This window comes from Leptolyngbya sp. FACHB-671, assembly GCF_014695745.1.
GTDB lineage: Bacteria > Cyanobacteriota > Cyanobacteriia > Elainellales > Elainellaceae > JAAUTN01.
On record NZ_JACJOV010000089.1, the window covers coordinates 36,352 to 63,164 of the forward strand.

20 protein-coding genes and 1 pseudogene are annotated in these 26,813 nt (G+C 50.5%); 16 read left to right on the forward strand and 5 right to left on the reverse strand.

The annotated features are described in order from the left end of the window. Window positions 1–15: 15 nt before the first annotated feature. Window positions 16–951 carry an NmrA family NAD(P)-binding protein gene (locus H6F93_RS11840; protein ID WP_199313653.1) on the forward strand — a complete coding sequence of 312 codons (936 nt, stop codon included), beginning with the start codon at window positions 16–18 and terminating at the stop codon, window positions 949–951. On the opposite strand, the gene H6F93_RS34635 is transcribed toward H6F93_RS11840, so the two are convergent. Then, window positions 948–1,070 (reverse strand): hypothetical protein, encoded by a 123-nt coding sequence (locus tag H6F93_RS34635; RefSeq protein ID WP_277882842.1) that lies wholly within the window; start codon window positions 1,068–1,070, stop codon window positions 948–950. The two genes, H6F93_RS11840 and H6F93_RS34635, sit on opposite strands and share 4 nt — an antisense overlap. 46 nt (window positions 1,071–1,116) lie before the next feature. Between H6F93_RS34635 and msrA the strand changes: the two genes are divergently transcribed. The 6 genes from msrA (at window position 1,117) to H6F93_RS11870 (ending at window position 8,525) form a co-directional block, all read left to right on the forward strand. After that, entirely contained in the window at window positions 1,117–2,589 is a 1,473-nt protein-coding gene (gene msrA, locus H6F93_RS34015; protein ID WP_242043412.1) for a peptide-methionine (S)-S-oxide reductase MsrA, read from the forward strand. Window positions 2,590–2,713: 124 nt separating this feature from the next. After that, the gene (locus H6F93_RS11850; protein WP_190680926.1) at window positions 2,714–3,460 is read left to right on the forward strand and encodes a glucose 1-dehydrogenase; all 747 of its coding nucleotides are present in this window, start codon (window positions 2,714–2,716) and stop codon (window positions 3,458–3,460) included. 135 nt (window positions 3,461–3,595) lie between these two features. Continuing rightward, window positions 3,596–5,254, forward strand: coding sequence for an MOSC and FAD-binding oxidoreductase domain-containing protein (locus H6F93_RS11855; RefSeq protein WP_242043416.1), 1,659 nt, complete (start codon window positions 3,596–3,598; stop codon window positions 5,252–5,254). A gap of 42 nt (window positions 5,255–5,296) precedes the next feature. Then, window positions 5,297–5,893 carry a redoxin domain-containing protein gene (locus H6F93_RS11860; RefSeq protein WP_190680929.1) on the forward strand — a complete coding sequence of 199 codons (597 nt, stop codon included), beginning with the start codon at window positions 5,297–5,299 and terminating at the stop codon, window positions 5,891–5,893. Between the two features lie 78 nt (window positions 5,894–5,971). Further along, complete coding sequence (locus tag H6F93_RS11865) at window positions 5,972–7,024, forward strand: alpha/beta fold hydrolase (RefSeq protein ID WP_190680931.1); 1,053 nt, start codon at window positions 5,972–5,974, stop codon at window positions 7,022–7,024. A 52-nt stretch (window positions 7,025–7,076) separates the two neighbouring features. Beyond that, the gene (locus tag H6F93_RS11870; protein ID WP_190680933.1) at window positions 7,077–8,525 is read left to right on the forward strand and encodes an epoxide hydrolase family protein; all 1,449 of its coding nucleotides are present in this window, start codon (window positions 7,077–7,079) and stop codon (window positions 8,523–8,525) included. 178 nt (window positions 8,526–8,703) lie between these two features. Here the strand turns inward: H6F93_RS11870 and H6F93_RS11875 are convergent, their stop codons facing one another. Next, the gene (locus H6F93_RS11875) at window positions 8,704–9,663 is read right to left on the reverse strand and encodes a glycine zipper domain-containing protein (RefSeq protein WP_190680936.1); all 960 of its coding nucleotides are present in this window, start codon (window positions 9,661–9,663) and stop codon (window positions 8,704–8,706) included. Window positions 9,664–10,818: 1,155 nt separating this feature from the next. Between H6F93_RS11875 and hflX the strand changes: the two genes are divergently transcribed. The 6 genes from hflX to H6F93_RS11905 all read left to right on the forward strand — a co-directional run bounded on the left by hflX (window position 10,819) and on the right by H6F93_RS11905 (window position 19,899). Further along, complete coding sequence (hflX, locus tag H6F93_RS11880; protein WP_524537933.1) at window positions 10,819–12,549, forward strand: GTPase HflX; 1,731 nt, start codon at window positions 10,819–10,821, stop codon at window positions 12,547–12,549. Window positions 12,550–12,569: 20 nt separating this feature from the next. Next, a complete protein-coding gene (locus H6F93_RS11885; RefSeq protein WP_190680940.1) occupies window positions 12,570–12,995 on the forward strand; it encodes a pentapeptide repeat-containing protein in 426 nt (141 codons plus the stop codon). A gap of 772 nt (window positions 12,996–13,767) precedes the next feature. Then, window positions 13,768–16,209, forward strand: coding sequence for a UDP-galactopyranose mutase (glf, locus tag H6F93_RS34020; RefSeq protein WP_190680942.1), 2,442 nt, complete (start codon window positions 13,768–13,770; stop codon window positions 16,207–16,209). Window positions 16,210–16,298: 89 nt separating this feature from the next. Continuing rightward, on the forward strand, window positions 16,299–18,491 hold the full coding sequence (locus H6F93_RS11895; RefSeq protein ID WP_190680944.1) for an SDR family oxidoreductase: 2,193 nt from the start codon (window positions 16,299–16,301) through the stop codon (window positions 18,489–18,491). A 51-nt stretch (window positions 18,492–18,542) separates the two neighbouring features. Continuing rightward, window positions 18,543–18,746, forward strand: a complete 204-nt coding sequence (locus H6F93_RS11900; RefSeq protein ID WP_190645987.1) for a hypothetical protein — start codon at window positions 18,543–18,545, stop codon at window positions 18,744–18,746. A gap of 118 nt (window positions 18,747–18,864) precedes the next feature. Continuing rightward, a complete protein-coding gene (locus H6F93_RS11905; protein ID WP_190680945.1) occupies window positions 18,865–19,899 on the forward strand; it encodes an aldo/keto reductase in 1,035 nt (344 codons plus the stop codon). Window positions 19,900–19,969: 70 nt separating this feature from the next. Here H6F93_RS11905 and galK read toward each other — a convergent pair whose 3' ends face one another. From galK to galT, 3 genes are all read right to left on the reverse strand, one after another. After that, the gene (gene galK / locus H6F93_RS11910) at window positions 19,970–21,043 is read right to left on the reverse strand and encodes a galactokinase (protein WP_190680946.1); all 1,074 of its coding nucleotides are present in this window, start codon (window positions 21,041–21,043) and stop codon (window positions 19,970–19,972) included. Window positions 21,044–21,103: 60 nt separating this feature from the next. Continuing rightward, window positions 21,104–22,255 (reverse strand): M24 family metallopeptidase, encoded by a 1,152-nt coding sequence (locus H6F93_RS11915; RefSeq protein ID WP_190680947.1) that lies wholly within the window; start codon window positions 22,253–22,255, stop codon window positions 21,104–21,106. A 218-nt stretch (window positions 22,256–22,473) separates the two neighbouring features. Continuing rightward, window positions 22,474–23,574: a galactose-1-phosphate uridylyltransferase gene (galT, locus tag H6F93_RS11920; protein ID WP_190680948.1), complete on the reverse strand. Its 1,101-nt coding sequence runs from the start codon at window positions 23,572–23,574 to the stop codon at window positions 22,474–22,476. Between the two features lie 322 nt (window positions 23,575–23,896). Between galT and H6F93_RS11925 the strand changes: the two genes are divergently transcribed. The 3 genes and pseudogenes from H6F93_RS11925 to psaB form a co-directional block, all read left to right on the forward strand. Next, window positions 23,897–24,700: a phytanoyl-CoA dioxygenase family protein gene (locus tag H6F93_RS11925; RefSeq protein WP_190645992.1), complete on the forward strand. Its 804-nt coding sequence runs from the start codon at window positions 23,897–23,899 to the stop codon at window positions 24,698–24,700. A gap of 258 nt (window positions 24,701–24,958) precedes the next feature. Beyond that, on the forward strand, window positions 24,959–25,990 hold the full coding sequence (locus H6F93_RS11930) for a glycoside hydrolase family 43 protein (protein WP_190680949.1): 1,032 nt from the start codon (window positions 24,959–24,961) through the stop codon (window positions 25,988–25,990). A 596-nt stretch (window positions 25,991–26,586) separates the two neighbouring features. Further along, window positions 26,587–26,813 (forward strand): annotated as a pseudogene (gene psaB / locus H6F93_RS11935) (photosystem I core protein PsaB); the annotation flags it as partial.

A 26,813-nucleotide genomic window follows, 5' to 3' on the forward strand; every position in this document is an offset into this window, starting at 1 on the left:
AAGGAGGTAAATGATATGACGATGAACTCCACACATGACAGCCCAATCCTCGTGACTGGAGCGGCTGGCGATATCGGTGCGATTGGTCGCAACCTCACTGCAATGCTGCTCGACAAAGGGCACCAGGTGCGCGCCCTGGTCCGCCGGGAGGATGAACGCGCTGAAGCGCTGCGTCAGCTTGGTGCCGAGGTTGTGAAGGGCGACCTGACCGATCTCGCCTCAATGCACCGGGCGATTGAAGGGGTTAAGCGCGTCTATTTTGGCATGTCAGTCTCGGCAGCTTATCTTGAAGCTACGGTCAACACTGCTGCGGTGGCAAAACACCACGGCGTCGAAGCCTTCGTGAACATGTCGCAGATGACGGTGACGCAGATGAGCATCACGGAGACCACTGACAGCCCGCAGCACAAGCTGCACTGGCTTGCAGAACAGGCATTGGCGTGGTCGGGGCTGCCGGTCGTCACAGTGCGGCCGACGGTCTTCCTCGAAGGCTTCTTCCTGCGTCTCGCCGCTGCTGGCGTCCGGGATAACAACGAACTGGCACTGCCGCTGGGCAACAGCAAGACTTCACCAGTTTCAGCGGTTGATGTAGCGCGCGCCGTTTCCGAAATCCTTGATGATCCTGCCCCACACATTGGTCATATTTACAATCTAACCGGATTTGAGTCAGCCGATCTCGACCACTATGCGCGCGCGTTTTCCGAAGCACTCGGTCGAACGATTCGCTATCGCGACGTGCCGCTCTCCGGGTGGACTGACACGCTTCGTGAGTTTGCAGTGCCAACGCACCTCATCAACCACCTCGCGGTGATGGCTGAACGTCATGCTCAGGGGCGGTATGACCGCATGACGGATGACCTGTTCAAGCTCACGGGCAAGACGCCGACGAGCCTATACGACTTCGTGAAATTGCACGCCGCAGAATTCACGCGAAGTCAAGTCGCGGCTTAAAGGGCAGGTCGCCCAGATGTCACCGAGTAGACGGCAAACAATTCGCCGCGTGAGAACAGCCGCAGTTCTTCTCTAAGGAGATCCGTGCTGCGTTTCGATCGCGACGCTAGTTGGCTCACCACTTACAAACCAAAAAAATCCAAAACTACTCAAAAGGAGGACATTATGACTCAATCAGAAGTTACACAACGAAACAGCGGGCAGGCATCTGATGCCAATGCGATCGGAAGGAATAAACCCATAACCGTCTCGTTGCATTTGCCCATCCAGCCACAATTCCGCACCATTGACGGGCTATCCATCCGTTATGCCGAGAGCGAGGACCCAGGGCGAGGTGTGCATGCTCTCCTTCTCAGCCCTTGGCCGGAGAGCCTATATGCGTTTGAGCCAACGTGGTTGCAGCTCTCCCAGTACGCGCACCTTGTGGCGATCGACCTTCCAGGCTTCGGACACTCTGAGCGACGCGACGACCTCATGTCCTCACGCGCAATGGGCGAGTTTATCGTGCACCTTGCGGACGCATTTGGGCTGGAGCAGCCGCACGTTGTCGGACCTGACGTTGGCACCAGTGCTGCGCTCTTCGCCGCAGCACTCCATCCAGGACGGCTACGCAGCCTTGTCGTCGGGAGCGGGGGTGCGGCAGTTCCGCTACAGTTGGGTGGACTGCTGAAGGAGTGGGTCGAGGCTCCCGACATCGAGCCATATCGCAACATCGACGGGCGACAGATTGTCAGTGCAGCGATCGCGAAGTTCGAGCGATACACGCCGACCGATGCTGCACGCGAGGATTATCTCTCGTCCTATGAGGGTGAAAGGTTCGTCGAGTCAATGCGCTACGTGCGTGCGTATCCAACGCAGCTTCCCGACCTCGCTGGTCTGCTGCCGACTATCCAAACGCCAGTGTTGATCATTGCCGGACGACGGGATCACGTCGTACCCCTGGTCAACGCGGAGTTTCTCCTCGAACGACTGCCCGCGAGCAAACTTGCCGTCCTCGAAGCGGGGCACTTCACATGGGAGGATGCTGCCGACGAGTACGCGGCATTCGTCACAAATTGGTGGGATAGAGGCTACGCGATCGCCGACCCCCGATCAAGCGACATCAACGAGGAGAATGGAGCGGCTCTCCCGGTGACGACTAATGTGCAGCAGGTGGAGGTAGCCGTGCTTGCTGGCGGTTGCTTTTGGGGCATCGAGGACATCCTGCGTGAGGTGCCTGGCGTGATCGACACCGAGGTCGGTTACACGGGCGGCTGGCTTGAGAACCCAACATACGAGGACACGCACGACAGCCAGTCTGGACACGCCGAAGCGGTTCGCGTCACTTTCGATCCATCGGTGCTTAGCTTCGAGGATCTGCTCGATCGCTGGTTTTTCCGCCTGCACGACCCCACGACGCTCAACCGTCAGGGCAACGACATCGGGACGCAGTACCGCTCGGCGATCTTTCCGCAGACGGACGAGCAGCAGGCGATCGCGGAACGTGTCATCGCGCGTGTCGCCGTGTCAGGGCACTGGAAGCGACCGGTTACCACAAGCATTGAACCCGCTGCAACCTGGTACAGCGCTGAGGAGTACCACCAGGACTACCTGCGCAAGCATCCCGGCGGATACACCTGCCATTACCTACGCGATTAAGCAGCCCATCGGCGCGTCGGCGTGGATATCAGCTCACCAGTCAGCGCTTAAAACCGAAGACCCAAACGGCTTTGACTATCACCTAACCTGCAACATTCACACCATATTTCTAAAGGAGATTGTCATGAAACTGGAAGGTAAAACAGCCTTAATCACTGGCGGTACCAGCGGCATTGGTCTAGCAACCGCTCAAGAATTTATCCGCGAAGGGGCGAAGGTCGTGGTAACGGGCAGGACTCCCGACAGGCTTGCCCAAGCGGCGGAGGTGCTAGGACCAAATGCGACCGTAGTCTCAGCGGATGTGAGCAAGTCTGCTGAACTGGATGAACTGTTCAAGCAGGTGCGCGAGAAGCATGGACACCTTGATGTAGTCTTTGCCAATGCTGGCATAGCAAAGTTGGGTCCGGTGGAGAGTACCACTGAAGACGTGGTGGACGAACTGTTCAATACCAATTTTCGAGGCAATTACTTCACGGCTCAAAAAGCGCTGCCGCTATTGAAAGATGGTGGGGCGATCGTGTTCACCACATCCTGGTTTGTGGAGGTCGGCATTGCCGGAACATCAGCGGTGTCTGCGACCAAAGCGGCTCTGCGATCGCTCACCCGCACTCTAGCAACAGAGCTACTGCCACGCAACATCCGAGTCAATGCGGTTAGTCCTGGCGTGATTGAGTCGCCGCTGTTTGGGAAGCTTGGCTTGCCGGAAGAGACGGTCCAAGAAATCGGAAAAAGTCTCCTACAACAGATGCCGATGCAGCGATTTGGCACGGTAGAGGAAGTTGCGAAGGCGGTGGCTTTTCTGGCATCGGACGACGCCTCCTACATTACAGGAGTCGAACTTGCCGTTGATGGCGGGCGGACTCAGCTTTAAAGCGCAAATGCTGGATAGGAGATAGCCCCCATGGCAAGGTTGTTATCAGTCAACGTTGGTCTTCCTCGCGAGATTTCATGGCGCGGGCAGACCGTATATACAGCAGTATGGAAAGAGCCGGTCGAAGGACGTTGCATGGTGCGGCGACTCAACATCGATGGTGATGCACAAGGTGACCTGGCCGGTCACGGTGGCGAACAGCGCGCGGTGTTTGTCTACCAGATCGAGTCTTATCGCTATTGGGAACGTGAACTGAATCGGAGTGATTTCACATTCGGGCAATTCGGCGAAAACTTTACGGTGGAGGGACTGGCTGATAGTGAGGTCTGCATCGGCGATCGCTACCGGATCGGCGGGGCGCTGTTTGAAGTCACCCAGCCGCGTGTGACCTGCTATCGCGTTGGCATCCGCATGGATGATCCCAGAATACCGGCTTTGCTCGTGGCGCATCGCCGCCCGGGGTTCTACTTTCGCGTGCTTGAAGAAGGCGAGGTTGGGGCTGGTGACGAAATCATTAAAGTTGCTGAGGGTCCGGAGCAACTGACGGTTGCCGCAGTCGATGCGCTGCTCTATCTCCCCAAACCTGCCAAAGAAGACGTTGAGCGGGCTCTGCGGATCTCAGCTCTGAGCCCTGGCTGGCAGTCTTCTTTTGAGACGATGCTCCAGCAGATGGCACAATCGGGGTCACGCACCGGCAATGCGGGTCTCGCTTCACCAGAACAGATGGCTACAGCCACTCCTGGATTTCGGTCTCTCAAAGTAGCTCGGATCGATCGCGAGAGCAGGAGCGTCGTCTCGCTGATACTGGAGCCAGCAGACGATCGTCCGCTCACCGTCCCTCTGGCTGGGCAGTTCGTAGCATTGCGACTTCGTCCTCAACCGGATGGACCTCCAGTTTTGCGCAGCTACTCACTTTCGGGTCTGCCGGATGCCCATCGTTATCGCATCAGTGTTAAGCAGGAGCCGCACGGCCTCGCCAGCACCTACGTAAACACACAGCTCCGGATTGGCGATGTGCTGGAGGTCAGCGAGCCACGGGGTGCCTTCACCCTGCAACCAGGCGATCGTCCTGTGGTGCTATTGAGCGCGGGCGTAGGCGTAACTCCGGTGCTGGCTATGCTCCATGCACTGGTGTCCCAGGCATCGGTGCGCCCGGTTTGGTGGATTTTTGGCGCACGGAACAGCGGGGAGCATCCCTTTGCCCAGGAAGTACGCGATCTATTAGCGAAGCTTCCCAACGCCAGGAGCTACGTCCAGTACAGCCAGCCTGATTCTACTGACCGATTGGGGTTTGATTTTGATGCAGCCGGTCGCCTGACTGCCACTGTCCTCAAAGCGTTGGAGCTTCCCCTCGAATCCGATTTTTATCTGTGCGGACCACCCGCGTTTCTAGCAGACTTCACCGCCGGACTTGCCAATCTAGGAGTAGTGCGCGATCGCATCCACACCGAAGTTTTCGGTTCAGGCAAGTCCATCACCCCGGGCGTAACGAACGCAGCACACCGTCCACCACACGCGCCGGATGGTCCTGCTGGCGAAGGTCCAAGCATTTCATTTGCCCGCACCGGGCTCACGGTTTCCTGGGACTCCAAGTTTCAGAACCTGTTAGAACTTGCTGAAGCCTGTGATGTCCCGGTGCGTTGGTCCTGCCGGAGCGGAGTTTGCCACATGTGCGAGTCTGGGCTAATTTCCGGGTCGGTGCAATATGACCTTGAGCCGCTCGACGCTCCGGCGGTTGGGAACCTATTGATTTGCTGCTCACGCCCGCAGGAAGACATGGTCATCGATCTCTAGAATGCCTAGCAACATGCATGAAAAAATTTAGGAGGATTTCATATGCGATCTGACATTGTTCCAGGAGCGGTCTTTCCCGACTACGAACTGCCCGACCACACTACCAAGCGCCGGAAGCTCTCCGAGCTGCAAGGACAACATCCGATGGTCCTCGTCCTCAGTCGTGGCGGGTACTGCCCCAAGGATCGCCGACAAGCTGAGGGACTAGTCCAACTCCATCGTGAGATCGAGGTCGGCTATTGCCGTTTGGTCACGATCAGCACTGACAACCTCACCGAAACGAATGAGTATCGCAGCGGCGTCGGTGCTCACTGGACGTTTCTCTCCGACGCAGGACGCAAAATTCAAAAAGACCTCGATATCGCCGAATACACCGACCCGCTCCACAATCCCATGATCCCATACACGATCGTCCTGGAACCGGGTCTAGTCATTTACAAGATCTACATGGGCTACTGGTTTTTCGGGCGACCGACTCTGGAGGAGCTGCGTCAGGATCTGCGCGCCGTTCTCAAGAAATGCCGACCAGATTGGGAAATCACAACACCTGAAATGAAAGCAGCGTGGCAGGAAGGCCACAAAGAACTCTTTTACCCGTATGGTAAAACCTACGCTCAGACGATCGGTGAACAGGACTAGGCGCGAAGTGATCACGGTAGGCGCACCAGTCAATCTCACACTGGAAGCCATCATTGCCCCTCAAAAGAGGCAGAGAATATGCCCGAAGAAATCAACCATGCTCGCCGCCGCTTTTTGGGCACCGCAGCCATGACCGTTGCTGCCACACAGCTAGTCCGATTTGGTTCTGCAATCGCCCAATCAAGCCAAACAAAACCAGCCGCTCTGGACAGGATGAAGTCGGGGACAAACACGTCGTTCGGCTCCCTGAGACAGATCGATGCCGGTGTCCTGAATGTCGGATACGCAGAGGTTGGTCCTGCGAATGGTGATCCAGTAATCCTCCTGCACGGATGGCCCTACGACATTTACAGCTATGTCGATGTCGCCCCGTTGTTAGCGTCAGCGGGGTACCGAGTGATTGTCCCCTATCTACGCGGCTATGGGACGACGCGCTTTCTTTCGAGCGAGACACTCCGGAATGGGCAGCAGTCGGCACTTGCAGTCGATATCATCGCGTTAATGGATGCACTCAACATCGAGAAGGCGATCATCGGCGGGTTTGATTGGGGAGCCCGAACCGCCAACATCATCGCAGCACTCTGGCCCGAACGCACCAAGGCGCTCGTCTCTGTAAGCGGTTATTTGATCGGCAACCCTGAAACCAACCAGATGCCACTGCCGCCGCAAGCTGAACTTCAATGGTGGTATCAATTTTATTTCGCGACGGAGCGGGGCCGCGCGGGCTACGAACAATATCGGCATGACTTTAACAAGCTCATCTGGAAGCTTGCTTCGCCGCAATGGCAATTCGATGACGCGACATTCGATCGCAGTGCCGAGTCTTTCAACAATCCCGATCATGTCAGCATCGTCATTCACAACTACCGCTGGCGGCTCAGTCTGGCTGAAGGTGAGCCGCAGTACGACGAGCTTGAGAAGCGACTTGCCGAAGCTCCAGTAATCACCGTGCCCACCATCACGCTTGAAGGGGATGCTAACGGTGCACCACACCCAGATGCCAGTTCCTATGCCAGGAAATTCTCGGGCAGATACTCACACCGGGTTATCAGTGGCGGCATTGGACACAACCCACCTCAAGAAGCGCCACAGGAGTTTGCAAATGCGATCGTCGAAGTTGACGGTTATTGATGGTGTTTTACCTGAGTCGTGAACAGACAATTTACAGCACGGAGAAAACACCATGACCCAACTAAAAAAAGTACGTTACCCAACCAAAACCCGCACGATAGGTGCCTTCGTCTTCCTCTCACGATTCCTTGTTGCGCTTTTTGTGGCAACAGTGTTTCTAGCACCACTCAGCCGCGTGCTGGCGCAGCAGCCTACACAGAGTGGCGCACAAGCTCAGGTTGTAACCGAGGCGATCGCAACCAAAGACAACACACTCCGCCCCTGGGGCAATGAAACTGCCACAACTCAACTCGAAACCGCGCAGTCCACCGACACAACTGCAATTCGCCCCTTTCAAGTCCACGTTCCGCAAGAGGCGATCGACGACCTCCGCCAACGCATTGTGGCGACTCGCTGGCCTGACCAGGAAACTGTTGCTGACCAGTCACAGGGTGTGCAACTGGCAACCATGCAGGAGCTAGTGCGCTACTGGGGCACGGAGTACGACTGGCGGAAAGCCGAGGCGAAGCTGAATGCCTTACCGCAGTTCATAACAAACATCGACGGGCTAGACATTCACTTTATCCATGTCCGCTCCCAAAATCCTAATGCGTTGCCGTTGCTCATCACGCATGGCTGGCCCGGCTCGGTCATTGAACAGCTAAAGGTCATCGGTCCGCTAACCGATCCCACTGCCTACGGAGGACAACCAGAGGATGCCTTCGACCTGGTGATTCCGTCGATTCCTGGCTACGGCTTCTCCGGCAAGCCGACGGGCATTGGTTGGGACCCCGATCGCATTGCACAAGCCTGGGCAGAACTGATGCAACGCCTCGGTTACACCCGCTACGTTGCCCAAGGCGGCGACTGGGGATCTCCTATCACTAGCGCGATGGCGCGCCAGGCACCAGCAGGATTACTCGGAGTCCACCTCAATCTGCCAGCGACGATACCGCCCGAGATAGCCACAGTGCTTGCTAGCGGCAACCCCGCACCAGCCGACCTCTCCGAGCAGGAACGTGCAGCGTTTGACTCACTCGACACGTTTAATAAGAAGGACCGAGCCTACGCTGTGATGATGGGCACGCGTCCACAGACGGTCGGGTATGGTCTGTCGGACTCGCCAGCCGGACTTGCGGCGTGGCTGCTTGGGCATCCAGGCTTCGCGCAGTGGACCTCCAGTGGCGACGATTCCGAAAAGTCCCCGACGAAAGACGAAGTGCTGGACGACATCACGCTGTACTGGCTAACAAATAGCGCGGTTTCATCAGCTCGGCTGTACTGGGAGAACAAAGCCAGCCTCTTGAACGCGATCGCCCAGAAGACCAACGAAATCTCGCTGCCAGTGTCCATCACGGTGTTTCCAGGGGAGATCTATCAAGCTCCAGAGACGTGGGCTCGGCGTGCCTATCGCAACCTGATCTACTTCCATGAGGCTGGCAGGGGCGGTCACTTCGCAGCATGGGAGGAGCCGCAGCTCTTTTCCGAGGAAATCCGCGCAGCATTCAGGTCACTGCGTTAGTTGAAGACCAATATATTCACTCGGTAAAATGACTAGCTATCAATAGAGGTAGTCATGGAAACAGCAGATATCATTGTGATTGGAAGTGGTCAGGAAAGATAGGCGTACACAAACATAAAAGTTGGGGAGCACCTGAAGAGGTGCTCCCCAACTTTTCATGCACTAAGAATCAGAACAATTAAGCCTTTCCTCGCCTGTCGTGGAGCTTTTGCTCAATTAGAGGATCTTGCCAACCCGTTGGCTCCGCACTATTTCCAGAGGAGGGTTCCTCTAGGGTCTTCTTTGCTGCCGAAGTTGCACTATCGGCAACATCTTTAGCTTTTTGAGAGGTTTGGTTAATGGTGTTTTGAATCGCGGGCCTTACATCATCATTGATTGTTTTTTTAGCAGAATCGGTGACACCGCGAACGTCTGCTTCATTGATTTTGCCTTGGACAGACTGGGTTACGCCGCGAACATCTGCTTCGTCAATTTTGCCTTGAATAGATTGGCTGACACCGCGAACATCTGCTTCATTGATTTTGCCCTGTACAGACTGGGTTACGCCGCGGACGTCTGCTTCATTAATTTTGCTTTGTACAGACTGGGTTACACCACGAACATCTGCTTCATTGATTTTGCTTTGGACAGACTGGGTTACGCCGCGAACATCTGCTTCGTCAATTTTGCCTTGAATAGATTGGCTGACACCGCGAACATCCGCTTCCTCGATCTTCTGCTTTGCAGACTCAGCTAGCCCTTTAACATCTGTTTCATCAATCTTTTCTTTGACACTATCGAGAGCATCTTCAACCCGATGGGTAACGCTTTCAGCTGCGTCCTTAATTGATCCCACCGCATTTTCTACTTGCTGGTCCATATTTGTAGCGGCTTGGTCACCAATAGCTGCACCTGCGATCGCGCCACCTACAGCACCAACAGCTGCACCCATTTTACCGCCGACCATTCTACCAACTACCGCGCCTGCAACACTACCTCCGGTTGCGCCAACCGCTTTAGCTACAGTATGTCCACCGCTTTGATTTTTTTTGTCCTTCTCTGTCTGCTCGGATTGGGTAGAAGGAAAATTAGTATCCTGACTTACAATGTTTTTATCAGGATTTCCAGATGGATATTGGTTATTGCTTGCACTCGTCATAAAGTAAATCCTCTTGAAAGATAAATTTCTCTTATTTCTATTTAGAGCATATCAATTGGGATCTAGTAATTCATCTTCTCAAGGCTGAGACTTTCTAGAAGCTATTTCAGCCAATAGTTATAGACCTTCGCTGTCGATTCAATTTTCTAATACTCAAACAACCATTCACTGATATCACTAGTAGAGCTTGATATTGATACAGCGAGGATTCCGAAGAAATTAGACCAGATTAACCTAAAATCTTAAGCGCTAATAAGCTTTCTTAATGAATCTAGGGCAAGCTGGAGCAGAATAGATGTGGCAATGGCTATAGTGGGCGATCGAGCTCGTGCATATCCTTTTGTTACTAATAGAAGCTGGAGCAACGTGGCAGTTACTCAAACAACGTATAAGGAAGGAGCACTCACGCTGATTGATAATAGAGCATATATTTGCTGCTCTGTGTTTAAAGACGATGCTTATCGCTACGGCAGGAGTTTTCTTCAAAGCACAGTGTTGATTTAAGCTAAGCTTTTGTCACTCAATAAGCTATCCTTTCGCCAAAGTTCAATCTAGAATATTGATTCTTTCTTTGAGCGATCGCCTCCACTCATATGTCTACGAACTGTATTTCTGAACACACCTCGGCTTCACCTTTAGTTCAACTCTGAAGACAGAGTAGTCCTAGCGCTTGAGGCAGACGTTAGCTAGAGCGATCGCCCTCTACACTTTAGGGGTGAAGTTTAACCTCGTTTCTTCATCATCACTAACTCGCTTCTAACAAACACATTAATTATTAAACATATTAAGAGAAACTTATGCAGCTTCAAGTCGAGTGCAGTAACACAGTTGGAAAACAGCAGGTCTGCCAGATTTGCAATCGCTCCTTTGAAATGCAAGCCGCACAGGTTATGGTTTGTGATGACAAAGGAAGCATCTACGGCGATGTCTGCCCTGTCTGCATTAGCAGAGGATTTGGTTGGCTTAACAGCCACTTTAAACCGTTCAGGTAAATAAAAACAGCAATTGCCGTGCCCTCAAATCTAATTGCTGTGATTAAAGAATGAAGTGGACAACTGTAAAAACCGGAGGCGCGCTCCTCAAAGGGTTCCAGTTTTTACGGCAATGCTTGGTCACATCTACTTCACTGACCTAATATCACTTTAAAGAACCTGTGTGAGTAAACAGATTAAAACGATGGAAAAAGTTTACGGGAATACACAAGGCATTAGATCGAGCCATCTCAAACAGCTTCAGCAATTGTATGAGCAGCGACAGCCGGGCGATCGCTTTGTAACCTCTGAATTTGCCCAACAGTTAACGGCTCTCAGCCTTGAAACTCACCATCCCTTATGCAGCTACATCAATCGTCGTGGGCAAATTGTCCGCATCGCGATAGGAACTCCTGCCCAAACTCAGCTTGCTGCTTCTGAGCTACCTCGGCAAAGTGCTGAACGCTTGAGTGGCATTCACTGTGTGGCTGTCCAGCCTACCCCTCCTGATGCTGCAAGCCTACTTGCAATGGTACGACAACGCTTAGATGCACTAGTCATCCTGATTCCGAATGACACAGATGGGAAGCGACCGGGAAACCATAATCCAGCCTCAATCAAAGAAGCCTATCTCGCCCATTTGGTATCTGACCTGAAAACACCTTGGGCTGTTTCACCCCCCTTTAAACTAGAAGATTTGGTGGAACAGGACTCAATTGATTGGGTTGATGAGTGGGAAACGGAGTTTCAGGAATCTGGCTTTGCAGCATTGCAGTTTCAGCAAATTGAGTCTGATGACGATCGCGTCCTTCTGGTCGGACTGATGACCGATGATCTAACAGAACAACGGTTTCACGATGGTCTAGCAGAACTGACTCGACTCGTAGAAACGGCTGGAGGCGAAGTCGTGGGGACAGTGCAGCAAAAGCGATCGCGCCCTCATCCCCAGACTGTGGTAGGTCAAGGCAAGGTTGAAGAAATTACGCTTCAGGCTCAAACCTTAAACGCTAACTTGATTGCATTTGACCGAGACATTTCCGCTTCCCAAAGCCGCAACTTGGAGGAACAGATTGGCATTCGAGTTGTAGATCGAACTCAGGTTATTTTGGATATCTTTGCTCAACGCGCCCAATCTCAAGCAGGCAAATTGCAAGTCGAATTAGCGCAAATGGAATATCTGCTGCCTCGCCTGCGAGGGCGTGGACGAGAGATGTCTCGTTTGGGTGCTGGCATCGGCACGCGAGGACCAGGAGAAACCCGCTTAGAAGTAGAACGACGCACCATTCAACAACGAATTAGTCACCTCCAGCATGAGGTCAACCAACTCCAGGCACATCGTTCTCGCCAACGCCAACAGCGCCAACAACAGGATATTCCTACCGTTGCATTGGTTGGCTACACTAATGCAGGCAAATCGACCCTGCTTAATGTTTTGACCCAGGCTGAGGTTTATGTTGCCGATCAGCTATTCGCAACCCTTGATCCCACAACTCGCCGACTCACGATTTCTGAGCCGTTATCTCAAGAACAGCGTCCATTGCTGCTCACTGATACGGTTGGTTTTATCCACGAACTGCCACCTGCACTGATTGATGCATTTCGCGCCACACTTGAAGAAGTAACTGAGGCAGATGCACTTTTGCATGTGATTGACTTGTCTCATCCCGCCTGGGAAAGTCATATCCATTCGGTAGAAGCAGTATTGGCAGATTTATCAACTCTTCCTGACCCAAATTTGCCAATGTCTACCTTGCTAGTGTTTAACAAACTAGATCAGGTGGATAGTGAGACGTTGGCGATCGCCCAGCAACAATATCCACAATCAGTGTTTATTTCAGCCACTAAAGGTTTGGGCTTAGACACTCTCCGACAGCGACTACTACAACTCATCGATCACGTAACCATACCCGTATAACTGAAACGGCTTTAAACATAATGGACACCAATGTCTTGCAGCGTTATTGGGCAGGAGAAAGAGATTTTGTCGGATTAAAACTAGCCAATGCAAAGTTAAATCGAGCAGAATTAAGCAACATCAACTTGTCTCAAGCAGACTTAAGAGGAGCTAGACTCATCGGAGCTAATCTACAGCAGGCAAACTTAAGCAATGCATGTCTAGCAAATGCAGATTTAACAGACGCTAATTTAGAAGGTGCAGATTTAAGAGGTGCAGATTTGTCTGCTGCACTGTTACTTAGAACAAACTTGTCCCAAGCAAGGATGGTGGGTGCTAACCTGAAGTGGGCATCCCTAGCAGGCGCAAACCTAGAAGGTGCAGACTTAGACGATGCAATTCTGAGTCGAACAATTCTGCCCGATGGTTCTTCCCTTAGCCCTGCACTAAGCTTGGACAGATTGTAAAGTTCCTCCTCAAAATTAATTGCACGAGAGCAAACCGAAAGGATATTACCTGGAGTGAACCTGTAAATAATTCTCAAGCTCAAATGTTTTCAGAATCACAAACTTGCTTCATTTAATCCCCCTCCTTCGGGTGGAAGATTGGATAGGAAGGCAAAAGTAAATTTATAACTTAGCAGCTAGCAAATGAAACTTCTCGTAGGATGACTGATGGGAAACAGTTGCCTGTTGAGGATTTTTCGTGCTCAAACCACCTCCTCGAGATCACAATTTCTTGAGGAGTTTTATTTATTATTGAAAACTAAATTATACCGATTCCACACAATAGTTCATATTTTGTAGCGTACTCTATACAAGCTGCAAAATACAAAGCTCTAAAGAAAATCAGTCCTAAATCGTAGTTTGTAACAAGAAACTGTAGCCGTTAGCATCATCTTCCGTAACATGGCATAACTCCTCAGACGCAAATCACGCTGTTCCTGAGATAGAGGATAAAGCAGATGACAGCAGATATTGTTCTTAGTTAATGGCTAAAGAATCAGCTCAGCCTATTGCCTGAATTCTTTACTCGACGATTGAAACTGGTTTTATCTGACTCATAGTTTTTGGTAGAGATCGCCGAGTAGTAATTAGGTTCTTTTCACCTTACTGGCTGATGTTTGCCGCTCGTATCACCCTGATTCAAATAAACAGTTGCCAATTTTGGGACTCGTGATTCTTCTGTCGCTAGTCCCAAAGCAAACCTCACCTTAAAAACAGCAATATTGGTAGCCCTATGCCACAAAAGAAACAGACGTTTGATGAACGCAACGGTCAATCTCAAAGTTCTAAAAAATCTTTAGCAATGAGTACACCTTCGTCTAGCCTATATTCATCTCACTCTCAATCCACAATTGAGAAAAGTATTTCTGTAACTGCGTCTGTTCAAGCGCCTGATTTGGTTTGCTTATCCCATTTACGGTGGAATTTTGTTTACCAGCGGCCGCAGCAATTGCTGAGCCGTTGTGCTCAAACGCAGCGGATCTTTTTTATCGAAGAACCTATTTTTCACCCTTCTATTCAGGCACAGCTAGAGGTAAGCCAGCCTGAAGCTGGTGTTTGGGTAGTTGTGCCACAGTTGCCCGAAGGGATGAGTGAAGAGGCGATCAACACGGTTCAACGGAGTTTGATCGATGATTTGTTGGCAGAGCGAAATATTCAACAGTACATTTGTTGGTATTACACGCCAATGGCGATCGCCTTCACTCGCCACCTTGAACCACTGGCAGTAGTTTATGACTGCATGGATGAACTATCAGCTTTTAAGGGTGCCTCTCCTATCATGAAACAGCGGGAGGCTGAGCTGTTTGGTCGTGCCGATCTGGTATTTACGGGTGGGCAAAGCCTCTACGAATCAAAGCGGGATCATCATCCAAATGTGTATGCTTTCCCCAGCAGTGTGGATGTGCCTCACTTCGCTCAATCTAGAAAACTCACCGAAGATCCGGCAGATCAAGCAAACATTCCCCATCCTCGACTCGGCTTTTATGGGGTAATTGATGAGCGGATGGATATCGAGCTAATCGCAGGCATTGCTGCAGCCCGTCCCGATTGGCATTTAGTTCTGATTGGACCCGTTGCTAAGGTTGATCCCGCCAATTTGCCGCAGGGTGAAAACATTCACTACCTGGGCAGCAAAGATTATAAAGAGTTGCCCTCCTATCTGGCAGGGTGGGATCTGGCAATGCTGCCCTTTGCCCGTAATGAATCGACGCGATTCATTAGCCCTACCAAGACTCCCGAATATTTGGCTGCTGGGAAACCCGTTGTATCTACCTCCATTCGAGACGTAGTGCGTCCTTATGGACAGCAGGGTATGGTGAGAATTGCTGACAACGTTGCAGATTTTGTTGCGGCGGCTGAAGCTGCGATGCGAGAAGATACTCCAACATCGGGTTGGCTCAGTCAAGTAGATGCCTTCTTGGAAAAGATCTCCTGGGATCGGACGCTGTCTTCAATGCAAAAATTGATTGGAGAGGCGATCGCTGATACTCATTCATCTACCCATCTCACAACTACTCACGCAACAGGATATGGACAAACCCCAGCGGTTGTAACCAGAGACTTTGTATTTGACTATCTGATCGTGGGAGCAGGTTTCTCGGGTAGCGTCATTGCAGAGCGACTGGCAAAATCTGGCAAAAAAGTGCTGATAGTCGATCGTCGCAACCATATTGCTGGCAACGCTTATGACCACTACGATAACGCGGGCGTTCTAGTTCACAAGTACGGTCCTCACATCTTTCATACCAACTCTCGTGAGGTATTTGAGTACCTCTCTCACTTCACAGAATGGCGTTCTTATGAACACCGCGTACTTGCCAGTGTTGATGGTCAGCTAGTTCCTATTCCAATCAACTTGAATACCATCAACAAACTCTACGGGTTAAACCTCAACTCATTCCAGGTTGAAGAGTTTCTACAATCATTGGCGGAACCCAAAGAGCAGATCCGTTCTTCTGAAGACGTGGTAGTAAGCAAGGTTGGACGGGTTCTCTATGAGAAGTTTTTCCGGGGCTACACTCGGAAGCAGTGGGGACTTGACCCGTCAGAACTGGATAAATCTGTAATTGCTCGCATTCCCACACGCACCAATCGGGACGATCGCTATTTCACGGATACATACCAGGCGATGCCGCTACATGGTTTCACTCGTATGTTTGAAAACATGTTAAACCATCCGAATATCAAGGTAATGTTAAACACCGATTACCGCGAGATTGAGAAAGCGATTCCCTGTCGTGAAATGGTGTATACGGGACCAGTTGATGAGTTTTTTGAATATCGTTATGGCAAGCTGCCCTACCGATCGCTGGAATTTAAACACGAAACTCACAATACACCTGTCCATCAAACTGCTCCTGTAATCAATTATCCTAACGAGCATCTCTATACTCGCGTCACGGAGTTTAAGTATTTGACCGGACAGGAACACTCTAAGACCAGTATCGTTTACGAGTTTCCCCGTGCTGAGGGTGATCCCTACTATCCTGTGCCGCGCCCCGAAAACGCTGAAGTGTATAAGAACTACAAAGCGCTAGCAGATACTACTCCTGGGGTGTACTTTGTTGGACGGCTGGCAACCTACAAGTACTACAACATGGATCAATGTGTAGCTCAAGCACTCAACGTATACAAGCAAATTGCTAGCAAACAACGCTTAGAAGCAACTAGCTAGAGCGTAGGTAAAGCGTGAGATTCCTGGTTCCTAAGCTAGAGTTAGGAACCAGGAATCTGCTAGATCAAATTTAACTAGGAGAATCGTTGATGAACTTGGAACCTCTCTCACTTCCACCTTTGGAGATGTGGGCTGGAGTGGAGTGTACGGTTAATCGTGTGGGTGATGAGTATTTTGATCAGTTGGAGCGCAATGGTCACGCGACGAGGCTAAATGACCTCGATCGCTTTGCTGCATTAGGCATTCGTGCCATTCGCTATCCAGTGCTGTGGGAACGGGTTGCTCCAAACGGATTGGAAAAGGCAGATTGGACTTGGACCGATGAACGGTTGGAACGGCTGCGGGAGTTGGGGATTTGTCCAATTGTAGGATTGGTGCATCATGGCAGTGGCCCACGGGATACCAGTTTGATTGATCCAGCATTTCCAGAGCGGCTGGCGGAGTTTGCCCATGCGGTGAGCGATCGCTATCCTTGGGTGACTCACTACACACCCGTGAATGAACCGCTCACAACTGCTCGATTTAGCGGACTGTACGGGCATTGGTATCCGCACGGTCGCGACGATCGCACCTTTCTGCGTGCTTTGCTGGTTCAGTGCCGCAGCGTTGCTCTTTCCATGCAAGCCGTCCGTCAGGTCAATCCTGATGCGCAACTGGTGCAAACTGAGGACATGGGCAAAACGTTTAGCACACCCCTGCTGGCATACCAGGCAGAACTGGAAAACCAACGCCGTTGGTTGAGCCTGGATTTGCTCTGCGGTCGGATTAATCCAGATCATCCACTCTGGCATTACTTTTGTCAGGTTGACATTGAGGCGGCTGAATTGGAATGGTTCCTAGAGCATCCCTGCCCGCCAGATATTGTTGGCATCAACTATTACCTGACGAGCGATCGCCTACTCGATGAGCAGTTGGAAAAATATCCAACTCACTTTCACGGTGGTAACGGTCAGCACGAATACGCTGATGTAGAAGCTGTGCGGGTTTGTGGAGAGGGAGTCGCTGGACATTATCGTCTGCTACGAGAAACTTGGGAACGATATCAACTCCCAGTTGCGGTGACAGAAGTTCACCTATGTTGTACCCGTGAGGAGCAGTTGCGCTGGCTCAAGCAAGCCTGGGAGGCAGCGCAACAGTTACGCGGCGAAGGAGCAGACATCCGGGCGATCACGGCTTGGTCGTTATTAGGAGCCTATGACTGGAACAGTTTAGTCACTCGGGCCAATAACTTCTACGAACCGGGTGTGTTTGATTTGCGATCGCCTACCCCTCGTGCCACTGCCTTGGCTACAATGGTGAGCCATTTCTCCCAAGGCAAAACTTACGAGCACCCTATCCTCGAAACACCAGGATGGTGGCAACGCCCAGAACGCTTGTTCTACCCCGCTGTTAACTGTAATTTCTCATCATCCACTACTTCCCCAGCACGTCATGACTCTCTCTCTCCACTCGTAATCACGGGTGCAACCGGAACACTAGGACAAGCATTTGCTCGAATCTGTGATATCCGAGGCATTCCCTATCGACTGTTAACTCGACAGGAAATGAACATTACAGATATTCAATCAGTGGAGCGATCGCTAGACGAATTAAGACCCTGGGCTGTGATCAACACAGCAGGATATGTGCGAGTTGACGATGCCGAACGTGAACCTCATCTATGTCAGAAAATTAACGCTGATGGAGCCGCAATTCTAGCACAGGCTTGTGTTGAACGAAGTGTTGGGTTGGTGACTTTCTCCTCTGATCTGGTGTTTGATGGTACTCACACAAAGCCTTATCTAGAAAGCCATCAAGTTTCACCGCTCAACGTGTATGGACACAGCAAAGCTGTTGCCGAAAAGTGGGTGTTGCAGACCCATCCTTGTTCACTGGTGATTCGCACTAGTGCCTTTTTTGGGCCCTGGGATCGTCATAACTTCCTCACGATCCTGTTGCAGACGCTTGCGGATGGAAATCCATTTGTTGCTGCGAATGATGCGATTGTTTCTCCCACTTATGTTCCTGATTTGGTTAACACCACTCTTGATCTGTTAATTGATGGTGAGTGTGGTCTGTGGCATCTAGCGAATCCGGGAGCGATCGCCTGGGCAGAGCTGGCCCAGCTCACCGCGAAGTTAGCAGGCATGGATGTTAGCCGCATCGAAGCCCGTCCATCCCACTCACTTGGCTGGGTTGCCCCTCGCCCGGTTTACAGTGCTCTGGGTAGTGAACGGGGTACCTTGTTGCCTGAGTTGGATCAGGCGATCGCCCGTTATTTGCGCGAGCGACAGTCAGTGTAATGGGTAAGGAGTAAAAATAAGTGGCGAAGCCACATTAAAGGAGAAGTTAAGATGTCTGATGAACAACAGGATGAATCCCTTGGCTTAGAACAACTTCCTCAAACTGAGCTAGATGCTGTTCCCGGCAAAGGGGAAAAGCAAGACCCTAATACTGGAGATATTCATGAAGCAGGTATATCCAAGCCAGATATCACTACGCCAGATGCTGCAAAGCTGACGGCTGAGCAGAACCGTAATACCAATTCCAAGAACTAAGGCTACAGATGAAAAGGCACCCCGCTAAGTGAGGTGCCTTTTCATCTATAACCGTTTTCGATCGAAAAGGTATAAGAACGATGATTGAGTAATATTTACCATTCATTAAAGGTGAACTATGGCAAGCTCTAAAACAACGCGGCGGAATTTCCTGATTACCAGCGTGATTGCGGCAGGTGGAGCAGTGAGTAATGGGGCTTGCCAACAATCTCAGACGACTACAACAGCCCAAGTACAAAACGACTCATCCTCTATACTTTCTGAGCCTGCTACTTCGTCATCTACACCTTCTGCTCCAGTAGAAATTCCCCAACAAGTGCTCGGACGTACCGAGGTTAATATACCAATTTTGGGTTTGGGAGGAGCGGGTCGTACTCCGCTATCTCGTGCTGGAGAAGAGCAAGAGGCGATCACCATCATCGAACGAGCCTTAAACTTGGGAATTCGTTACTTTGATACTGCTTCTAGCTACGGCCCCAGTGAAGAAAGGTTGGGAAAAGTTTTACCTTCTCATCGAGCAAACTTATTTTTAGCCAGCAAAACAGGCCACCGAGATCGGGATGGTGCATGGCAAGACTTAGAGCAGTCTCTCCAGCGTTTACAAACGGACTATCTTGATCTTTGGCAGTTTCATGCTCTGACATACGATTGGGATTTGAACACTCTGCTAGATCAGCAGCAAGGTGCAATCAAAGCCGCAGAGGAGGCACGCCAGCAAGGAATCATTCGTTTCATTGGCATCACAGGACACTACAACCCAGCAATCATTGCTGAGGGGTTACGTCGTTACCCGTTTGATACAGCCTTGATTCCGGTTAATGCTGCTGATAAACATACTGCTAGCCCATTTATCACAGAAGTCTTGCCTACTGCTCAGCAACACAACACGGGGTTGATTGCAATGAAGGTTCCTGCCTATGGTCGCCTAATCGAAACGGAAGCTGTAGATGGAATGCGTCAGGCAATGGGATATGCTCTGTCTCAATCGGGAGTACACTGCTGCATCATTGCCGCAGAAACCGTGCAGCAGCTAGAACACAACGTTACTGTAGCTCAAACATTTCAACCCTTAACAAGTGAAGAAATGACTGCAATCGAGCAACGCACAGCCGCTGACTGGCAGAACTTTAGCTTCTTTCGCGAGTGGGCATAGAGTGACAACTGCTTTCTTTCACTTAGGAAAGCCACAGTAATCGTCTATCAAAGCTGTACAGAGGGTGGTTTTACTCTGGAACCAGGATATGTCCTGAATAGCCTAATTTGTTGTAGTTTTCGAGGACTTCGTGGGCGATCGCTTCTCCTCTTCCAGCAGTTACCAGAGCCACACATGCGCCACCAAATCCGGCTCCGGTTAACCGTGCCCCTAATACATCAGGTGTTTTTTGCAGAAGTTCTACAAGCTGATCAAGTCCGGTTACGGATACTTCGTAATCATCTCGGAGGCTAGCGTGAGAATCATTCATCAACTCACCAAACCGTTCTGCTGAAACGCCTTGACGCGCTTCCAATACTCGATTGTCTTCGGTTACCACATGACGTGCCCGTCGCCGCAAAGGTTCGGGCAAGGTTTCTACAGTTTCCGGGTCAGTTACATCTCTGAGTGCTTTGACCTGCAATAGCCGAGCTGCTTCTTCACATTCTGCTCGACGTTGGTTGTACCCGCTAGTTGCCAGTTGCCGAGGAATGCCGCTATCGATTACAACAACTTCTGTATCTTGAGGAAGCGGAATCTTTTGGCGTTCGAGCGTTCGAGTATCCAAAAACAGCAGGTGTTGAGGATCTGCCAAACTGGATGCCATTTGATCCATAATGCCGCAGTTAACCCCGGCATACTGAATTTCTGCCTGCTGTCCTAGTTGAGCGATTTTTACATCGTCTAAGTCGAGGTGGAGGAGCGATCGCAATCCTCGTAAGGTCGCAACTTCTAGTGCGGCGCTGCTCGACAGCCCAGAACCAATGGGCACAGCCGAAGTGATAAATATGTTCACAGGTGGGATCGAGTGTCCTACTTGTTCCAACATGCGAATGCAGCCAACTACGTAACTGGCAAATCCTTGCGGCTTTAGGGAGGAGTCCATGTTTGAATCGGTAATGTCAACCCATTCTTCCAGTTCCGCAGAATAAAGGTGGTGTTGATTGTTTGGGCTAAGCCCTAAATAAACGGTTGTTTCCTGGGGAATTGCCGTCGGTAAAACAAAGCCATCATTGTAATCAGTGTGTTCGCCTAGCAGATTTACTCGTCCCGGAGCGCTGGATTGGACTGTGGGTGCTGCATTAAAGATCTGTTGAAAGTCCATAAGTCACAACCTGCCTGTTTTGAGTGTGAGGCAGGCAAACCGCCTGTCCTCGTAGATTTCTCACCTTTCCAGAGGTAAGGGTCTGGCACGTCCATTCACATCAATGCTTTGCCAGTTAGGGTCAAGGGTGAGATTTTCCAAACCGCCATTAGAAAGCACAAAGGTATCTTCAACTTTTGCTCCAGGCAGGCTAGGATTCCACGCCAGAACCATGTTTTCGGCTAAGGAATCGGTGCTGGTAGGCGTTGCAATCACTTCTCGTGCCAGATAGCCTGCGGTGCCGCCCTGATGATGTTCTTGAATGGACTGGGGATAGCCTTGCTGGGTATAGGACTGGGCGATCGCCTCATACACTTCCCGCAAAGACACACCGGGCTTAGACGCATCCAGTGTCGCTGCTTCTACTTCTCGCACCTGCTGATGTAACTTCGCCTGCTCCGATGACAATCCACCAAAGTAAACGAAGCGGGTTAGACTAGCAACCAAGCCATAGCCCCGCGCACAAAAGACCAGCATGGCGACTCGCCCAAGTGCCTCATGCTTAGGGACAGGATGGCGATAGAGAGGTAATCGTTTTTCCCCTGCTGCTAGCGTTAGCGCGGGATGTAGTCCCCTTGCCCACATTGCTCTTGCTCCGGCTCCGGCAAGCTGATATTCTGTCCAGTCTGGTTGCGCTTCAAGTAATACTTCTGTCATCGCTTCACTGGCTAACCGCCCAACTAGTCGATATCGCTCCAGTTCGCTAGGCATCATGACTCGCTTGTGGGCGATTAGGGATGCCGGAATCGGAAGCTCAGTGAAATCTGATGACGTAGAGGGTTTGTCACTCAGAATCTTTCCACCACCAGCCACCTCTTGCACAAAAGTGTCTCGTGCGGTTGAATCAGCCCAGGGGTGAGCAAAGAGTTTATAACCTCCAGCAGATTCATCTCGTCCCGGAAGTTCCTCATCTATAAATCGCTGGGCTTCAATTTCATCGGTCAACAACCAGGCACCCTCAGCCGTTACTAAAATTTCTGCGGCTCCAGTTTCCGCTGCAAGCAAAACAGTGTGTGTTGCTCCGGCAGTTGCCCAAGAAAACCAATCTGTGCCGCGCAGTCGTAGCCCTGTCACTCCATCGCTTAGAGCCGCCCGCATCAGCTCTAGTTTGCGAGCAATTTCGGCGGCATAGTGAGTGTTAAATGACGAGTTTTGAACTGAGGCAGAAATCATTGGTTTAACGTGAATATAAATGAATAAAAATGATAAAAGTTGTTTGACTAACAAACTCTCTGATGTAGGTTGGGTGAAGCAAAGCGGAACCCAACATTTGCCTAGTCTCGTAGCTCTACCTTCGCTTTACCCAACCTACGCCTGTTCGCATTTTGCCTCTGTTGGATTCCGCATTCGCTTCACCCAACCTACGGAATTTGCTACTTCCAAATGCCCTCTTATACAGTGTGTAATTCCTCCAAATTGACATTTACAGCCTGTAATTCTTTTGCTTTTTCCTCGGGTAGCGCATCGTTGGCAAACATTCCGGCCGCCAGCTCCGTTCCTGCTAAGTATTTCAGCCGCTCTGAGGTGCGGTAAGGAGGGTAAAACTCAGCGTGGAGATGCCATTCTGGATGGGGTTGACCATCGGTAGGAGCCTGAAACCACGCCATCAAATAGGGGAAAGGACGATTCCACAGTCCGTCATATTTCAAGGTGACTGTTTTGATGGCTCTAGCCAGTCCCCCACGCTGCTCTGAAGTGAGTTCTAAAAAACCTGGCACGGGTTGAATGGGGGCAATCCAAACTTCATAGGGGTAGCGAGCACACACCGGTACAAAGGCGATCGCCCACTCATCTCGATATAAAATTCGCTGATTGTCCTTAATTTCCTGTTGAATCAGGTCTTGTAACAGTCCCTGCTGGTGCTGGTCGTAATAGGTTTGTTGGCAGGACTGCATCCGCGCAGGAACAGGTGGCACAAACGGATACGCGTAAATTTGTCCGTGCGGATGGTGTAGCGTCACGCCGACTTCTACCCCTTTATTCTCGAAGGGCAGCACGTACTGAATTTGAGAGATATTTCCTAAGTGACGGGTGCGATCGCCCCACACCTCCAATAGCAGTTCCAAATGATCCAGCTCTAGAGAACCGAGATAAGCTTGGGGGTCTTGAGTAAAGACCACCACTTCACAGGCTCCGTTAGAAGGCAAGGTTTCGACAATTTCAGGAGGTGCATCGTGAGCCGCTGGAGTCATTGATGGAAAACGGTTTTCAAACACCGCCACATCATATTTGCCTTGGGGAAGCTCAGTCGGAAATTGAGGATTGTGAGTTGGAGCTAGCGGATTATACTCCGGGGGCGGCATAAACGTTCGTCCCTGCCGGTGACTGGCATAGGCAACCCACTCACCCCGCAGCGGATGCCAACGCAAATGGGGATTTGCCTGCACAGGTTCATTACTTGGACTGGGAGCCTGAATGTCTGTCGCAATCGGAGTACGACTGTACAAAGTCAACGTTCGACCATCCGGCTTGGACAACTCCTGAGAATGCATCTCTGGACACAAATAGAGGATATATCAAGCTTTACGTTTCAAGCTGTTTCACACATTCCCTTAAAGACGGGTTCTTTGTAACAGGAACTCGTGATAATAAACACACTTTTTATGATTCAATCCAACAATTTCTTGTCTAAATTTCCTAACGGCTCACCCCATGGGGGGAGGTATTTCAAACTTTTTTTACAATTTGGTTGGCGATCGCCCCATTGCCTCTATCCAGGGGAATAATTGAAAGTGTATAGAGCGCTACTTCTCTATTCAGTCTGCCCCCAAGGGCAGCATCTAGATTTAATGCCCGAGTTCAGCAAATAATGAAATGATTCAAGCTACAGGTGTTACTAAATTCACAACAGCAGATTTCAATCAGCTTGCCGAAGACCTGAATCGAGATGGAATCTGCATTATTCGTCAACTTTTCGATCCGCAACTGATTAAAGAGTGGGCAGAAGCCTTCAACCAACTCTTTGAGCAGCGCCAAAACCAACCAGGCGGATTAGCCCCGCGTGAGCAAGCTCGCTACTATTTAACCCTGCCCTGGGTTGCCCCCTTTGCAAATACAGAGGTGTTTGCCAATCCAGTAATTTTGGCTGTACTAAATCGAGTTTTTCATCAGGAATATCGCCTGGTTCAGTTGGGGGTTGATATTCCAACAAAAGGCTCAGATTATCAAGAAATTCATCGGGATTTTCGCCCGCTTTTCTCCGATCAAATCGTTACGCCTTTATATGCAGTGGCGGTAAATTTTCCGCTCGTTGAAGTAACTGCAGACAATGGCCCTTTTCAAATGGCCCGTGGTACTCATGTTCTTCCCCGTGAAGAAGGGTTAGTCAAAGTCACGGCTGGCGAAATTCCGTTGGAGTCTTTCTATTTAAAGCCAGGAGACGTGATGATCCGATCGCCCTTGGCACTACACCGAGGCTCACCTAACCAAACGGAACAACCTCGTCCAATGGTTGTGATGGGTTACGTGATGCACTGGTTACATACTCCCAAGGTTGATTTGACCGTAACGCAAGACTATTACGAGAGCTTACCAGAGCAAACCCAGCAATTACTCCGCTGTGAAGTGGTAGATCAATTGCCAGAAAAAGCTGAAAGTTACATCAATTTTAAGTATTAAGAACCGACTAGAGTAAAGCAAACGTGGGGGTGGGCATTGCCCACCCCCACGTTTGCTTTACTCTGTTTCGCATTCACTTTTCGAAGTGTCAGCACCAACCTTGATGTTACAAAGTGTACCGAGCGGTAAATTGCGCCTTCTATGATAAGGAATAAGCGCACTGGTTGATATCAGTGCAATTCTGTTTAGCGAAATTATTGCCGCATTTTACTTACAGTTTTAGTACTCCTGCACTCGGTAGCTTCAAGGAAAGTAACAATGTCACAATCCACGCCAATAGAGTCTACTACACTCGCTTACACCAATCCAGTTTATCCCAGCTACTTTGCTGACCCGTTTGTTTGGGAGTATCAAGGGGTTTATTACGCGATCGGCACGGGGGAAGCCGAAGCCGAAGGAGAAGTAGATGAAGCTGGCGAACAGCGCGTCTTTCCACTTCTACGCTCTCACAATTTGGTGGACTGGCAGTCCGCCGGACGAGCTATGCTGCGACCCGATGCTTCCCTTGGCAATAACTTTTGGGCACCCGAAGTTGCCTACTGGGATGGCACCTTTTATCTTTACTACTCTGTCGGGCATGAGGACAAAAATCACCAGTTGCGGGTAGCAACTAGCGATCGCCCCCTTGGTCCCTACCAAGATATCGGCAAGCCACTCCTGGAAGCAGAGCCTTATGCCTTTGCGATCGACCCCCATCCGTTTCAAGATGACAACGGGCAATGGTATCTATTTTATGCCTGTGATTTCCTAGATACGGAAGGAGATGCACGAGCCGGAACTGCACTAATGGTAGATCGCCTGGAAAGCATGACCAAGCTAGCAGGAGAGGCAAAAGTCGTCCTACGCGCTCACCAGGATTGGCAGCGGTTTCTGGAAAATCGCCCGATGTACGGCGGTACCTATGATTGGCATACCCTCGAAGGTGCATCGGTTCGCAAGCATGAGGGGCGCTATTACTGCTTCTATAGTGGTGGACGCTGGGAAACAGAAAACTATGGAGTGGATTATGGCGTTGCTGATCAGGTGATGGGTCCTTACTCTGACGCAGGCAATGAGGCAGGTCCGCGAGTGTTACGAACCGTTGCTCACCAAGTTTTAGGTCCAGGACACAACTCCATTGTGCTGGCTCCCGATCGCCAAACTGAATACATCGTCTACCACGCTTGGGATACAAATCGAACTGCCCGCCGACTGTGCCTGGATAAACTGGTCTGGACACCAGAAGGTCCACGTTGCAACGGACCTACCTGGACACCGCAGATGATAAGCATGGGTAATAGAAATAGCTAAGAGATTATGGTGCTAACGCTATTAGCCAACCCAGTAAACAACAGCCTGTTTCAACTTCATACTGAATCTCCAACTTGGCACTATAGCAATTCCAAAAACTAGGGTTACAGATGGAAGGGCACCCCGCGCCGCGGGGTGCCCTTCCATCTGTAACCTCTTTTTAAAAAACGTCATTAAGCATTGGCAGAGTAAGCATTGCGCACCGCTTGGATGGGACACACAATTTGTTTGTTTAAGAAACAGGAATTCAACAAAATTTACGTTTCTTAGAAAAACATAGATAGTGTTTGGTATCACAAAATCCTGTAATGCAATACTCCTTCCTAGGTCAGACCTGAGATAAAGCGGTAGTCGGTAGAGTAATTAGCTAAATAGCTCTCCTTCTGTGGTTATAGGAGGAAAGGTATAACCGTTGAGATCGGCTAATCGAAACATAGTTACAGAACGCTAGCCGTTTAGTTCCCTTTGCAGCAGCGTTTGGAGCTTGTCTGAGAGATAACTTAATAACTCACTTCAGTGGACGTTTAGCCACAAGATACGGTGGTTCAACTCAAGAATAATGCGCCATAGCTTAAAGGATGAAATAGGCAAAATATATGGCAACTAAATTCCCAAAATTTAGCCAGGACTTGGCTCAAGATCCGACTACACGTCGGATCTGGTATGGGATTGCCACCGCCCATGACTTTGAAAGCCATGACGGAATGACCGAGGAGAATCTTTACCAAAAGATTTTTGCCTCGCACTTCGGTCACCTGGCAATCATCTTCCTCTGGACATCTGGCAGCCTCTTCCACGTCGCCTGGCAAGGCAACTTCGAACA